Genomic DNA, 13,721 nt, shown 5'->3' with positions numbered 1-13,721 from the left:
GCTAATATAACTCATTTTAAAAAGTTTTATGATAACCGTTGATTTGCGTAGCGATACTGTGACAAAGCCTACACCAGGCATGCTTGAGGCCATGTGGAGTGCTAAAGTAGGGGACGATGTGTTTGGTGAGGATGAAACCGTTAACGCGCTCGAGGAAAAGGCCGCTGCCATGTTTGGCATGGAAGCAGGCATCTATTGCCCTTCGGGAACCATGACTAACCAAATAGCTATAAAATGTTTTACACAACCGCTTGATGAGCTGATTGCCGACCAAACCGCGCATGTTTACCGTTACGAGGGTGGTGGGATTGCTTTTAACTCGGGTGTGTCTACACGTTTGCTCAACGGTTACCGCGGGATATTAACGGCTGAAATGATTGAACCGGAGATTAATGCCGAAAACATACATTATCCACATACCAGCCTGGTGGTGCTTGAGAATACCGTAAATAAAGGCGGCGGCAGTTGCTATACCCTTAATCAAATAGCACCCATAGCGCAGCTTTGCCTTGATAGGGGTTTGAAATTACACTTGGACGGTGCCCGTGTATTTAACGCTCTGGCGCATACCGGCGATAGCGCCGTAGATTACGGTAAGTATTTTAATGGTGTTTCTGTTTGCTTATCCAAAGGTTTAGGCGCGCCCGTAGGCTCGGTTTTATTGGCCGATAAGGAAACTATAAAATACGCCCGCCGCATTCGTAAAGTGTTGGGCGGTGGCATGAGGCAGGCAGGGTTTTTAGCCGCAGCCGGAATTTATGCCTTAGACCATCATGTGGAGCGATTAAAGATCGATCATTCGCACGCCGGCATCCTGGCCGATGAGTTGGGCAAGCAAAGCTGGGTAAGCGGAGTTGTCCCCGTCGAGACCAATATCGTTTTATTTGATACCATTGAACCAGCCGATGTTGTATTAGCCAAACTTGCTGATAAAGGCATTAAAGCAGGCAGTACCGATAAGCATCGCATTCGTTTTGTAACGCATTTGGATGTACATCCAGAGCAGATAGAGTATACTATTGATGTGTTGAAAGCGCTTTAAATAGCTATTAAATACGTGGCGTAAAACTTAATAAACAGGCCGTTGTTGTACTTCTCAAATGAACCGCCTGTTAAAAAAATTAGAGAAGATAGGCCGCGACCCTAAGGTTACGGCCAAAGCCGTTGGTTTGCGCTATGTATCAGACACAACGCCGGGTTATACACGTAAAAAATCTGGCAAAGGCTGGAGCTATTACGATGATGAAGGTAGGCTTGTTAAAGATAAAGAACTGGTAAACCGCTTCAACAAATTGGTGATACCACCGGCTTATACCAACGTGTGGATATCTCCTTATGATAACGGGCATTTGCAATTTACAGGGGTTGATGCAGCGGGCAGGAAACAATACCGTTACCATACGCATTGGAACCAAATTCGTAACCAGTCGAAATATCACAGGCTGCAAACATTTGCTGCGCATTTGCCAGCCATCCGTGAGCAGGTTGACAAAGACCTTGCCCGCCGTAACCTGGATTTTTTAAAGGTTGTTGCCTTGGTTGTAAGGCTGATGGAGCTAACCAGCATACGGGTAGGGAACGAGTCGTATAAAAAGCTTTACGGATCGTTCGGTTTAACTACTTTGATGGATAAGCATGTGAAAATTGACGGTTCCAAAATCAATTTTGAGTTTAAAGGTAAAAAGGGTGTAATGCATAAAATAGCTTTGCAAAGTAAAAAGCTGGCCAAACTGGTTAAGCAATGCAGGGACATACCTGGCAAAGAACTATTTCAGTTTTACAACGATGATAACGAGCGCTGCACAATAGGTTCGGGCGATATCAATAATTATTTAAAAGAGATAACAGGAGAGGATTTTACAGCCAAGGATTTTCGTACCTGGGCGGGAAGTGTAAGCGCGTTGTATGCGTTTAAAGAAGCCGGGGAGTTCGCCAACCTTACCGAGTGCCGTAAAAAAATTGTAAGCGTTTTAGATGAAGTGGCCATTAACCTTGGTAACACACGGACAGTTTGCAAAAAGTATTACGTGCACCCAACAGTAATAAAAAGTTATGAAGAGGGTACGCTATTTAAATACATTAGCCACCTGGACGATGAAAAGGATATCAAAGCGTCTGAATTAAATACTGCCGAGAAGGCATTACTGGATATCCTGGAGCACGAAAAATTGGCGGTGGCAAGCTAATAACGTTTGCCATGCTAAACGAAGAATCTATTTTGAAGGGAATTATTCAAAACAATGTATTTAACAGATTCTTCGCTGCGCTTAGTATGACAATAGAGCAAACAAAAAAGGCTGATCGGGTAACCCCAATCAACCTTTCTAACTTAGGACATTAACTGATTTACTATTGACCTTTCTTGGTGTAGATGTACACTACACCATTTTTTGCTTTATTACCATACTTTTTTAAAGTGTCTGTGCCTCCGCCCACCTTTACGCGGTCTATATCAAAAGCCGATAATTTTTTCATGTCTTTTTCAGTGGCTTCTTTGCCGTCAATCAGAATCAATTTATCAGATATTTTGTTTACATCTCCCGAGTAATTGACTGAAGTAAGAGCAATACGAACCGGCTTACCATCATATGTTGCTGTCGATTTTGGATCAGTGCCAAAGGCTATAGTGGCCGGGCTTGTAGTTTTGTAACCTTTAACTATAACATCATCGACAACTCCTGTACCTGTTGTGCGTATGTCGAGTGTTTTATTATCAATTTTAACATCGTCTGCCTTTGATTTAAAATTCGCGATGTATACGGTGTCTGCCATTTTTTTAATGCCTTTTGCACGTACTACTACGGTTTTAACGGAAGGGTCATTTTTAACAATCTGTAAATCGCTAACGGTACCGTGCACAGGAGGCAAGCTATTTAATAGCGCCGTAGTTTTTGCTTTATCAGCATCTTTATTCATGCCGCTTATTCTAAGCCTTGTAATGCCAGTCGATCCAATTCTGTCGCTTAATGCTTTGCCATCTTCTGAGTCTTTAGTAGCAATGAAAATGTAATCTTTATCATTACCGTTTTGGTAAGCTGCAGTTTCGGGGTTGGCTTTCAAACTTTCTGTTTTAACCACATTGATAGAACTTATGGTTGATGGGTCGATTTTTGAAAAGGCAGCGTTATCAATCTGTTTACCATTCAATACAATGTTCATGGAATCGATAGCATTCCGGCCATCAATCTTTAAATAAAATTTCTTCTTTTTACCTGTATCTAATTTTATCGCATCATTTGTGTTGTAGGTAAAGGAAAGGGTTTGCCTTGTAGTGATTGTGTCCTTCTTCTTTGGTACCAAAGTGATCTGCTTTTTTAGTTTAGCCGGTGCGGTATCGGTTACAAAAGCAATTGCTGTTTTCGAAGCCTCGGTAATAGCAGCGGCAACCGGTGTAATAGCTTTATTGAATTTTATGGTAAATGGTTTGGCAACCTCGGCTTTCGAGAATGTGAAAACCAATAACAACAGTACCACGGCAGGTATTACAAAAGCATAACGTGTTAAGTTAGCCCTTGAAGATCTTTTAGCATTCATCATAATTATACGTTTTTTAATGGTTGATATATTAAAGTGATTAACTATGCCCGGCGTTGCATTATTGAAACTTACGTTTACAAGGCTGTATTGGTAGGTTTTACTGTCGAAACCCTCATTCAGTATTTTACGGTCGGTAATAAATTCAATGTTCTCGCGTACTGCCTTTTTTATGAGCCAAATGCCGGGATTAAACCAGTAGAAGATGCTGCTCAACTCAGCTAGCAAAATATCAAGGGTGTGCCAGCCCTTAACGTGAATCTGCTCATGTAAAAGAATAGCCTTCAGGTCGTCGGTGGTGTAGTTTGCGGGATTTACGTAGATGCTTTGCCAAAAGGAAAACGGTGCCGCGTTACCGTCCATTAACCGCACATCGTGGTTGTGAAGCTTAGCCGGCCTGGAGTTTCGGTAAAGCATATAAAGCGAGAATAGCTGCATAATAAACCTGATAGCAAGTATGGCTGCACCCAGCCAAAATATGGCTTCGGCCCATTTCCAATAGCTGGCCTCGGTGATTAGCTTTTGTGCCGGAGTCTGCCATATCAACACTACTTCCTGTACAGGGCGGGTAAGTGTTTCGTGCCGCTGAGCAAATCCTGATAGATCTATCTCCGGGTAGATGCTGGCAAATAAAATAGCCGTGATGAGGTAAACGCGGTTAAGCGAATAAAAAGTTAGTTGCCTTAACACCAGGTAGTAGCCGGCGCAAAAAAGCAGCAGAGCCACATTTATTTTGAGTAAAAAAACAAATAAGGTTGGCATGATAGGTTATTGTTATTTTTTTTCAATCAGGTTGATGATCTCCTTAAGCTCTGATGCACTTATCTTTTTGTCTTTCGCAAAAAAAGTGACCAGGTCTTTGTAAGAATTTTTAAAGTAGTCGCTTACAAAGCCGCTCATAAAGCGCTTTTTATACTCCTGTTCATCAATGGCCGGCGAATACCTGTAAGAGTTTCCCATTTTTTCGGCAGTTACAAATCCCTTGCGTTCCAGGTTTTTTACTGTTGATGCCAGGGTGGTGTAGGGCGGCTTGGGCTCGGCTATCTGATCCAGAAAATCTTTTATAAAACCTGTTCCGGCCTGCCAAACGGCCTGCATTGCTTCTTCTTCTTGCTGTGACAATTTTTCCATCTTTCTACGATTATTTCGTAAATTTACGACACTCTCGTAATTATGCAAATTATTTAACACTTTTTTACAATTATCTTTTCTGTACCTTTTTTAAAGGTTGTAATGAACAGCGCTTAACTGTTAAATGGTTTTACTTATACATGGTTGTGTGTATTAGCTTTGAAAATAATCTATTAAACGTTAGTTTTGGATATAACTATTGCACGCTTCAACTGATTGATTTATGCCTTTCACTACTACTGTAATAACCGGAGCAACATCTGATATCGGCAGATATGCCACGATTGAACTGGCAAAGAAAGACCACGCTATTTATTTATTGACACGTAATAAAGGGCAAGGTGAGGACTTGGCGCGTGAGATAGAAGCCGCTACAAAAAACAAAAACATTCATGTTGTGCCCTGCGATCTGGCCAATTTGCAGAGCGTACGTGATGCTGCCGATATATTACGGAGCAGCCTACTGGGTATAAACGTGCTTATCAATGGCGCTACTGAGACGTTTGCTGATTACCAGGAAAGTATTGATGGGCACGAAATGACTTTTGCCGTAAATAACCTCGGTCATTTTTATCTTGTACAGTGCCTTATGCCAATGCTTGAGCGAGGGCAGGCGCGTATCATAAACGTCAGCTCGGAGGCGCACCGCGATGCTGCACCGCGCTTGCATGATATTAACTGGCGCAAAAAGCCTTATTCGGCTTACAAGGCATTTGCTAATAGTAAACTGTATAACATCTTATTTACACGTTCATTAGCGGTTAAGTACGGCTCCAAAGGCATATCGTCATTTGCGTTGAGCCCTGGGATGGTAAATACGGCGGGTGGGGAATATCTCACCAAGCTTGCCCGCACATTTACTTGGTTGCTTAAACCGTTTATGACAACCGCCGAAGACGGCGCCAAAACCATTACCCACTTGGCTACGGCCCCAAGGATTGATGCAAAAAGTGGCAAATACTTTAAAGGTAAGGAAACCTATTCGCCCTCCTCAAACGCTATTGACGAGCCGCTGCGCAAAAAGTTTTGGGAAGTGTGCGAGGAAATGACCTCCGGCATTGATGATAACATTTAATATTTTGTAACTTTTTTAATGCTTATTGTGCACGTTAATGCATTAAGCTAACTTAACTGCATAAACTAATAACAACATGAAAATAAGCAGACATGCACTGGTAACAGCGGGTTTACTTAGTGCCGTATGTTTTATGGCGATGGCCACCGCAGCCAAACAAGATGACCCCGCATTTACTAACCTAAAAGTGCTACCTAAAAACATTACCAAAGAGCAATTACATTCGGTAATGGACAACTGGTCGCACTCATTGAAAGTTAGATGCAGCTTTTGCCATCAATTTAACGCGGAGACAAAAAAAATGGACTGGGCAAGCGATGCTAAATCCGAAAAGCAAATAGCGCGCAGCATGTTTAAGATGACGGACGATATTAACAAAAAATATTTTGGAGCAGCTAAGGATAGTACCGGCATGGTTGTAGCCACCGCTGTGAACTGTTACACATGCCATAAGGGCAATCCTCATCCCGAAGTTGTAGATGCTGCAGCAGCAAAACCCGACAGACCAAACTGGGCACCACCAGCGCCGGGCAGCCAACCGACCACGCCGCCTACACCACCCACGCCGCCGCCAACACCGGAGACACAAACAAAACCATGATTTAGCATTGATGGGCGCGCACAGCGCCCATTTTTATTTATATTTGATAATGATGAAACGCAGAACTTTTATAGGTGGTGCAGGCAGTTTGGCCGTATTGAGCGCCATTCCATCTTTTGCAAAGCAGGCAATACTTAATAAACAATACACTGTACAGCAGGTGATTGATTTGATTTTAGCTGAAGGTAAATTATCGCCTATACCAAACACTGTGGATACTATAAAAGCAGGTAGTGCGGGTAACACAGTTAAGGGTATTGTTACCACTATGTTTGCAACAACAGATGTAATAGAGCAAGCCAACAAGTTAAATGCTAATTTCATCATAGCGCATGAGCCCACCTTTTACAACCATGTTGATGATAAGCAACTGGTAATAAATAATCCTGTAGTGCTGCAAAAGCTAGCGCTGCTTGATAAATATGGCATTACCGTTTGGCGCTTTCACGACTATCTGCATTCCTTTAAACCTGACTTTGTAGGCTACGGCTTTTTGCAAAAAACAAATTGGCTGCAATACTATAAAGGTGGAGGATTTACATTTATCAAGCCCGCGCAAACCTTGCAGGATACTGTTACGCACCTTAAGAAGTCATTAGGAATAACGCATGTACGGGTTGTGGGTAATTTAAGCCAACCCTGCCAGCGTATCACCATAATACCGGGTGCTGCCGGTGGCAAAATGCAGATCTCGGCAGCTGTAGCCGATAAAGCGGACGTATTGATTGTAGGGGAAGTCTCTGAATGGGAAACTGCGGAATTTATGCGCGATGCCAATGCACAGGGTCGTAAAATGGCACTAATAATTTTGGGCCACTCCCTAAGCGAGGAGCCCGGGATGGAGTATTTCGCCACATGGCTTAAACCGAAACTGGAAGGCGTGCCTGTAACACACATTGCATCCGGCGAGCCTTTTAAGTGGGTATAGTTAAAGGTTTTGTGCAATAACAAACCCGCAGGCCCAGGCCCATTGGAAATTGTAGCCGCCCAGCCAGCCCGTAACATCAATACACTCGCCGCCAAAGAACATCCCGGGTACTTTCTTGGCCTCTAATGTTTTAGAGGAAAGCTCGTTGCAGTCTACGCCGCCAAGCATTACCTCAGCCTTGTCATACCCTTTTGTGCCGGCAGGTTTTACTTTAAACTCATGAATAAGCGCAGCTAAATCTTCCAATTCGGTTTTTGACAAGGATGCGAGGTTTTTATCCGCAGGGATATGGTCTGCCAATGCTTCGGCAAATTTGCGGGTAAATAAGCCAGACAGGTAAGCAAGCAACATTTTCTTGCCATTTTGCAAGCGCTCTGTAGCAATTAAGTCTACAATGTTTTTACCGGGCAACAAATCAATATAAATGTATTCGCCGGGTCTCCAGTATGATGAGATCTGCAAAATAGCTGGTCCGCTTAGGCCCCAGTGCGTAAATAAAATGTTTTCTTTAAAGCTTGCCCTGTCATTCCAAACCCTGCAAAATATACTGTTGCCGGATAGCTGCTCATACCAGGGCAGGTCTTTACCTGTTATTGTAAGCGGCACAAGGGCAGGGGCGGTATCTGTAACTTTTAAACCAAGCTTGCGTGCAGTTCTCAAACCAAAGTCTGTTGCACCAAGTTTTTGGATCGGCAAGCCACCACTGGCTATAACTACTTTCTTAGCGGTGAGAATAGTTTCATTTCCATATCGGCTGATTAAAATGTTAAACTCTTCGTTGCTTTGCTCAATACTTAACACTTCGGTATCGCACCATATTTCCTGGCCAAGATCATTGCATAGGTTGGTAAATACTGCCACAATATCTTTAGCCTTATCAGTAACCGGAAACAGCTGACCAAGCGTTTTTTCTTTTCCGGCTATGCCATAGGCTTCAAAAAAACTTATCGAATCATCCACCGTCCATTGCGCCAAAGCCGAGCGGGAAAAGTGCTCGTTTTGCGACAAGAACTGCTTGTGCGTAGTATAAAGGTTGGTATAGTTGCACCGGCCACCGCCGCTGATTAAAATCTTGGCACCAACGCGGTCGTTTTTTTCGAGTATTAAAGTTTGCTTACCTAAAAATCCGGCCTGCACTGCACACATAAGTCCGCAGGCTCCGCCGCCAATTATTATAGCATCAAAATGGGTTTGTTTTATTAAATTTGCTGTCATGGATGATGTTTCGCAAATATCAGAATTTGGAAAGATACTTATCTTTTTAATTGTAGGCGCTGTTTTAGTGAGTTCCCTTTTTGTGGTGAACCGTCTTTTAGCGCCACGCAATCCAAATGCAGAGAAGCAATCCACTTACGAGTGTGGTGAAGATACCGTTGGAACTGCCTGGTTACCATTCAATTCCCGGTTTTATGTTATTGCGCTTGTATTTTTACTGTTTGATGTAGAAATGGTGTTTGTTTTTCCCTGGGCAACGGTTTTTGGTAACCACCAACTGCTTACCGCAGATGCGCGTTGGGGTTGGGTTTCCCTTGCCGAAATGTTTATCTTTTTAGGCATACTAATTTTAGGCCTTGTTTACGTTTGGCGTAAAGGCGACCTGGAATGGATAAAACCGGGTGTAATTGTGCCCTCTGCAGGTACACGTGTGCCGCAAACATTATATGATAAACTAAACCGCGATCAAAGCGTTTTTAAAGTGAAGACTTTTGCATTTGAAACAGTCACGGAAACCGCAACTGTTGCTACGACAGAAGTAGCTGACACAGCATCCAATGCAGTAAAAAAGCCAATGTTTAAACCATCATTTAAAAAACCAGCTAATGACGCCTGATTTAACAAATGAAAGTGGTGGCGTAGTTGTCACTAAGATGAACGACCTGCTTAACTGGGCGCGTTTATCATCGCTATGGCCTTTAAGCTTTGGTATTGCCTGCTGCGCTATTGAAATGATGGGCGCAATGGCATCTACATATGATCTGGACAGGTTCGGGGTGTTCCCAAGGCCATCCGCCCGCCAGGCAGATGTTATTATCATAGCAGGTACCGTAACATTTAAAATGGCCGAGCGCATCAAGCGTTTGTACGAACAAATGCCCGATCCTAAATACGTAATTTCAATGGGGTCATGCTCAAATTGCGGCGGGCCGTACTGGCAGCATGGATACCACGTTGTAAAGGGAGTAGATAAGGTTATCCCTGTTGATGTTTACGTGCAGGGTTGCCCGCCAAGGCCCGAATCGCTTATTGGTGCTATTATGGAGCTTCAAAAAAAGATTGAAACCGAACGCCTGGTAGGTTAACTAAACAATAGTCTGCAATTCATCTAATAGGGATGATTGGCCGGGTATTATCTTAACTTTTGCGGTTTCAATATCAAACCAGCCTGCGCGGTCAATTTCGGGGAATGATTGCTTTTTGCCGGATCGAGGCGGCCATTCCATCTCAAATAAATTGCTTACTATTTGCGTATGGTCAATGTCGCCTTCAATCGCCCATGCATGCACTGTTTTACCACTTTTTTGCTTTACAGGCTGTAGCTCAGTAAAATTACCATTTACCCGCTGGCCTGTCTCTTCCTCAAATTCCCTTTTAGCAGCAGCCTCCGGATCTTCTTCGCTATCAAATTCGCCTTTGGGTATAGACCATGCGCCATTGTCTTTCTTAACAAAATAAGGCCCACCGGGATGAACTAAAAATACCTGCAATTGATCATCGTACATACGGTATAATAAAATGCCTGCGCTTTGTTTGCTCATTCTAAACCTTGAATAAGCAGATTAACCACATTCACATCAAATAGTTTAAACGAGATTGCCGTATTTAAACCAAGAAAATTTTAACTAAAATGAAAACTGGCGCTTTGTTCAGAAATTTTTAAGCTGTGTAAGCATCATAGTTTTTACCGTTAATGCCTAATAGTTAAGTGAAATATTTTTTCGTAAAGAGGTAATGATGAGGTATTTTTGGTGACAACGCTAAACATTTTTTATTACAATGACAAACAAGTTAAAGTCGATAAAAATCTTATCGGTATTGGTTTCGGCAGTAGTTTTATACTCTTCATGCTCAAAAGAAACCACATCAAAATTACCTTCAGATAATGCAGCGCTTAGTGGAAAAATCGCAGTTGGACTTTATCAATCAATGGTAGGTTCGGCAAATGGTTTTGCGAGTGCTGCAGGTAAAGCTAATGGCACATCAACAAACGGACGCCTGCAAATAAGCAGCTATACTTGCGGCCAGGTTGTTGACCGTGATGTAGAGAGCACTACCAATGAGGGTGATACAGTTAAATCAACCTTTTCTATAAAAGGTAAAATGGTTATCAATTGCACGAAAGATACCATATCGGGATACACAAGCAATACGGTAACCAAAAACTTTGGCTTCAACTCTACACAAACTTTCGACAGGACAATAAATGAAAATTACACCGTAAAGCTTTTAGCTAAGCTAAATGCAAAATTAGGTGTAGATGGCTCACAAGTTTCGGTTATTAAAAGTGCATCGAAAAAAACACCTACCGATGCTATCGACCAAACAAATACTTTTACCATAAAAGGATTTGTAATTGATACTACCGGCCCGGTAGATATCACGTCAGGTACAGCAGATTTTATTTCTGAAGGTACAAACGATGGTCGTATTTTTAGCTTTAAAGGAACAATCACATTCCTTGGCGATCGTAAAGCAGAGGTTGCTTTCGACGGTAAAGTTGTAAGCGTTGACTTGCTTACAGGCAAAACCACCGTTAAATAATATACAATACAAGAGCATACGGCTTTGCCCTACAAATTTGGGCAAAGCCATTTTTTAATATGAATAAAAATTTACGTTTAGGCACTGCACTTATTTTATTGAGTTCAATTTTTTTGTACTCGTCTTGTTCAAAAGAAACAACAGCAAAGTTAGCTACAGATAATACCACAGCGCTTGGAGCAAGCATTGCCATGAGTTTTTATAATTCTGTTAGTAACACTACCAATGCTTCTACATCTTTAAGAAGCCAAATCAATACCGCGTCGACAAGTAAGCAACGCGTTAATGATGTTAGCTGCGGATCGATATTAGATTTTCCGTTTGAAATGACCACCTCAAAAGGAGATACTGCCCAAACTACAGTAAAAGGTGCCGGTAGGATATTTATCAACTGTCAGGATAACCAGGTAAGTGGTTATGGTTTATTGTGCGCGTCAAAGTATACTGGTTTCAATACCAAAGAGACTTTTGAGATGGAGGTGCAGGAGAATTACACTGTTAAGTCATTGGCAACGGCTTTTTCTAAAATGCAGTTGGACGGCACACAGTATTCCTTAATTGTAAACAAGCCTAAAAATACCAAAGCGTTTCAGTCAAGCCAAACCAACAACTTTACCATGAAGGCTTTAGTGATTAACACTTCAACCACGCCCTTTGATATTGTCTCGGGCACTGCCGATTTCGGCGCTTCCGGTGTAAGCGATGGCCGCCCGGTTAGCTTTAAAGGTGTTATTACCTTCTTGGGCAATCATAAAGCCGATGTTGCGTTCGATGGCAAAGTTGTTAGCGTTGACTTGCTTACAGGCAAAACCAGTGTTAAATAACTTTTGCATTACTAAAAGTAATTATGTTTTTGAAAGCCTCTTATGAGGTCTTTTTTTATGATAATCCAATAACATACAGCACTCCATAAATCTGTATTTTTGCTCACTATGTTTACAGGAATTATTGAGACTTTAGGTAAGGTTACTGATTTAAAGCACGAACAGGGCAACCTGCATATAACTGTGCAATCATCGATTGTGCAGGATCTTAAGATTGATCAGTCGGTGGCGCATAACGGCGTTTGCCTTACTGTAATTGGGTTGACAGATAGCACACATACCGTTACAGCTATTGAAGAAACGCTCAATAAAACTAACATAGGGCACCTAAAAGTTGGCGAACCGGTAAATCTTGAGCGCTGTATGCAAATGAACGCCCGGTTAGACGGCCACATAGTACAGGGCCACGTAGACCAAACAGCTACCTGTACAGCTTTCAATGAACTTGACGGTAGCTGGGAATACAAATTTGAGTATGACGCATCTGTCGGTAACATAACGGTAGAAAAGGGTTCGATATGTGTTAACGGAATCAGCTTAACCGTAGTAAATTCTGGCGCTAACTATTTTTCGGTAGCCATAATCCCTTACACCTATGAGCATACCAACCTGCACAACGTCCGTGTTGGTACGACAGTAAACCTCGAATTTGATATTATTGGCAAATACGTTGCCCGCCTCATGCAACGTTAACGAGCCGCTGTTATCCTGCTTTTGGCATACTCTATATATTTCTGTTGTTTATCTAACGGTGGCTTAGCGGCTATGTATTTTTTGTAGTATTTAGCGGCGTTTACCCTATCTTTTAATTCTGATTCATAAAGACTCGCGAGCGAATAATAAAGCATAGGGTAAGCGTCGAACTGGAAAGCTTTTTGATAGCTCTCAATTGCCTTCTTAAATCGCTTCTTTTTCTCGTTACTATCAGCAATTTCGCCATAGTACGAAGCTATATTAGGCGAGATACCATCAACTATAGCTTTGTTAAGATAATATATCGCCCAATTTTGATCTTTTAATTCCTTGTAACACATTGCCGCGAAGTAAAAAATAGATTCGTTTTGCTTTTCCTTATCTATTTGAGCGAATGTTTCGGCTCCGCAACTATATTGTTTTAAATTATAGTAAGCTATACCAAGCTTGCTAAAAACCTCGGCCGATTCATTTCCTGCCTTTAATAGTTTATTACAAACTTCAACCGTTTCCGGCCATTTCTTTTGTGTAGAGATAAGCTTCATCAGGCTCTGCAGGAGTACTATATTTTCCGGATCTGCCGCAATTGCGGTGTTTAATACCCTGGCTGCTTGGTCTGTAAACTTTATCGCTACGTACAAATCACTCAGGTCAGAAGCTACTTCGGCATCGGCAGGGTTAAGCTTATTGGCCCGTTGCAGGTAAGCAATTTTTGAAGCAATATCATTTTTATCGCCGCTGATTGTTGCGAGCTGTTTATAAGCGATAAAATTGAGGCTATCACGGCTAATGATTTCCCGATAATATTTTTCGGCTTTAACATTATTGCCCCGGCGTAAATTTATGCTTCCCAGGCTGAACAACGTACCGGTGTTGGTAGAGTCGATACTATACACCTGTAAATAGTATTTTTCGGCCTCAACCAGGCGGCCGGCCATGTTTGATGTGTATGCCAATTGCGACAATGCTTTAAGATCTGTAAAAGGTTCGGCGTAAATGCCTTTAAGGTAGTCGGCCGCTTCAGCAAATTTTTGATTTTGGTAGTACTCCAATAGCCTTGCATCGTCAATTTTTTTATTGTCTTGACTCAAACAGTTGATATAAAGGATAATAAGTATTGAAAGCAGACTGAAAGTTTTCATATAACTAAATTATTAGTTATAAATCACAATAGCA

Annotated in this window: 16 protein-coding genes; 10 read left to right on the top strand and 6 right to left on the bottom strand. The window is 42.0% G+C overall.

What is annotated here, in order from left to right; all coding sequences use genetic code 11:
- The first annotated feature begins 31 nt into the window (after nt 1–31).
- Together FPZ43_RS03955 and FPZ43_RS03950 are read left to right on the top strand one after the other, a co-directional pair.
- Nucleotides 32–1,042 (top strand): threonine aldolase family protein, encoded by a 1,011-nt coding sequence (locus FPZ43_RS03955; RefSeq protein ID WP_146380656.1) that lies wholly within the window; start codon nt 32–34, stop codon nt 1,040–1,042.
- 58 nt (nt 1,043–1,100) lie between these two features.
- Nucleotides 1,101–2,186 carry a DNA topoisomerase IB gene (locus FPZ43_RS03950; protein ID WP_146380532.1) on the top strand — a complete coding sequence of 362 codons (1,086 nt, stop codon included), beginning with the start codon at nt 1,101–1,103 and terminating at the stop codon, nt 2,184–2,186.
- Nucleotides 2,187–2,349: 163 nt separating this feature from the next.
- Here FPZ43_RS03950 and FPZ43_RS03945 read toward each other — a convergent pair whose 3' ends face one another.
- Entirely contained in the window at nt 2,350–4,296 is a 1,947-nt protein-coding gene (locus tag FPZ43_RS03945; protein WP_146380531.1) for a M56 family metallopeptidase, read from the bottom strand.
- A gap of 12 nt (nt 4,297–4,308) precedes the next feature.
- Nucleotides 4,309–4,665, bottom strand: coding sequence for a BlaI/MecI/CopY family transcriptional regulator (locus FPZ43_RS03940; protein ID WP_146380530.1), 357 nt, complete (start codon nt 4,663–4,665; stop codon nt 4,309–4,311).
- Between the two features lie 223 nt (nt 4,666–4,888).
- Between FPZ43_RS03940 and FPZ43_RS03935 the strand changes: the two genes are divergently transcribed.
- From FPZ43_RS03935 to FPZ43_RS03925, 3 genes are all read left to right on the top strand, one after another.
- Nucleotides 4,889–5,740, top strand: a complete 852-nt coding sequence (locus FPZ43_RS03935) for an SDR family NAD(P)-dependent oxidoreductase (protein WP_146380529.1) — start codon at nt 4,889–4,891, stop codon at nt 5,738–5,740.
- A gap of 76 nt (nt 5,741–5,816) precedes the next feature.
- Nucleotides 5,817–6,341: a c-type cytochrome gene (locus FPZ43_RS03930; protein WP_146380528.1), complete on the top strand. Its 525-nt coding sequence runs from the start codon at nt 5,817–5,819 to the stop codon at nt 6,339–6,341.
- A 49-nt stretch (nt 6,342–6,390) separates the two neighbouring features.
- The gene (locus FPZ43_RS03925; RefSeq protein WP_146380527.1) at nt 6,391–7,269 is read left to right on the top strand and encodes a Nif3-like dinuclear metal center hexameric protein; all 879 of its coding nucleotides are present in this window, start codon (nt 6,391–6,393) and stop codon (nt 7,267–7,269) included.
- Here FPZ43_RS03925 and FPZ43_RS03920 read toward each other — a convergent pair whose 3' ends face one another.
- Entirely contained in the window at nt 7,270–8,484 is a 1,215-nt protein-coding gene (locus tag FPZ43_RS03920) for a BaiN/RdsA family NAD(P)/FAD-dependent oxidoreductase (RefSeq protein WP_146380526.1), read from the bottom strand.
- Between FPZ43_RS03920 and FPZ43_RS03915 the strand changes: the two genes are divergently transcribed.
- Complete coding sequence (locus FPZ43_RS03915) at nt 8,483–9,100, top strand: NADH-quinone oxidoreductase subunit A (protein ID WP_146380525.1); 618 nt, start codon at nt 8,483–8,485, stop codon at nt 9,098–9,100. The genes FPZ43_RS03920 and FPZ43_RS03915 overlap by 2 nt on opposite strands.
- Nucleotides 9,090–9,569, top strand: a complete 480-nt coding sequence (locus FPZ43_RS03910; protein WP_146380524.1) for an NADH-quinone oxidoreductase subunit B — start codon at nt 9,090–9,092, stop codon at nt 9,567–9,569. Before FPZ43_RS03915 ends, FPZ43_RS03910 begins: the two co-directional genes overlap by 11 nt.
- On the opposite strand, the gene FPZ43_RS03905 is transcribed toward FPZ43_RS03910, so the two are convergent.
- Complete coding sequence (locus tag FPZ43_RS03905; protein ID WP_146380523.1) at nt 9,570–10,025, bottom strand: NUDIX domain-containing protein; 456 nt, start codon at nt 10,023–10,025, stop codon at nt 9,570–9,572.
- Between the two features lie 238 nt (nt 10,026–10,263).
- Between FPZ43_RS03905 and FPZ43_RS03900 the strand changes: the two genes are divergently transcribed.
- Complete coding sequence (locus tag FPZ43_RS03900; protein ID WP_146380522.1) at nt 10,264–11,028, top strand: hypothetical protein; 765 nt, start codon at nt 10,264–10,266, stop codon at nt 11,026–11,028.
- On the opposite strand, the gene FPZ43_RS03895 is transcribed toward FPZ43_RS03900, so the two are convergent.
- Nucleotides 11,021–11,221: a hypothetical protein gene (locus tag FPZ43_RS03895; RefSeq protein WP_146380521.1), complete on the bottom strand. Its 201-nt coding sequence runs from the start codon at nt 11,219–11,221 to the stop codon at nt 11,021–11,023. The genes FPZ43_RS03900 and FPZ43_RS03895 overlap by 8 nt on opposite strands.
- On the opposite strand from FPZ43_RS03895, the gene FPZ43_RS03890 reads away from it, so the two are divergent.
- Together FPZ43_RS03890 and FPZ43_RS03885 are read left to right on the top strand one after the other, a co-directional pair.
- The gene (locus FPZ43_RS03890; protein WP_146380520.1) at nt 11,220–11,852 is read left to right on the top strand and encodes a hypothetical protein; all 633 of its coding nucleotides are present in this window, start codon (nt 11,220–11,222) and stop codon (nt 11,850–11,852) included. The two genes, FPZ43_RS03895 and FPZ43_RS03890, sit on opposite strands and share 2 nt — an antisense overlap.
- 108 nt (nt 11,853–11,960) lie before the next feature.
- Nucleotides 11,961–12,545 (top strand): riboflavin synthase, encoded by a 585-nt coding sequence (locus FPZ43_RS03885; RefSeq protein WP_146380519.1) that lies wholly within the window; start codon nt 11,961–11,963, stop codon nt 12,543–12,545.
- On the opposite strand, the gene FPZ43_RS03880 is transcribed toward FPZ43_RS03885, so the two are convergent.
- Nucleotides 12,542–13,687, bottom strand: coding sequence for a tetratricopeptide repeat protein (locus FPZ43_RS03880; RefSeq protein WP_146380518.1), 1,146 nt, complete (start codon nt 13,685–13,687; stop codon nt 12,542–12,544). The two genes, FPZ43_RS03885 and FPZ43_RS03880, sit on opposite strands and share 4 nt — an antisense overlap.
- Nucleotides 13,688–13,721 lie beyond the last annotated feature (34 nt).

Source organism: Mucilaginibacter pallidiroseus (assembly GCF_007846085.1).
Taxonomy (GTDB): domain Bacteria; phylum Bacteroidota; class Bacteroidia; order Sphingobacteriales; family Sphingobacteriaceae; genus Mucilaginibacter; species Mucilaginibacter pallidiroseus.
This window is presented reverse-complemented; position numbering and strand designations above follow the sequence as displayed.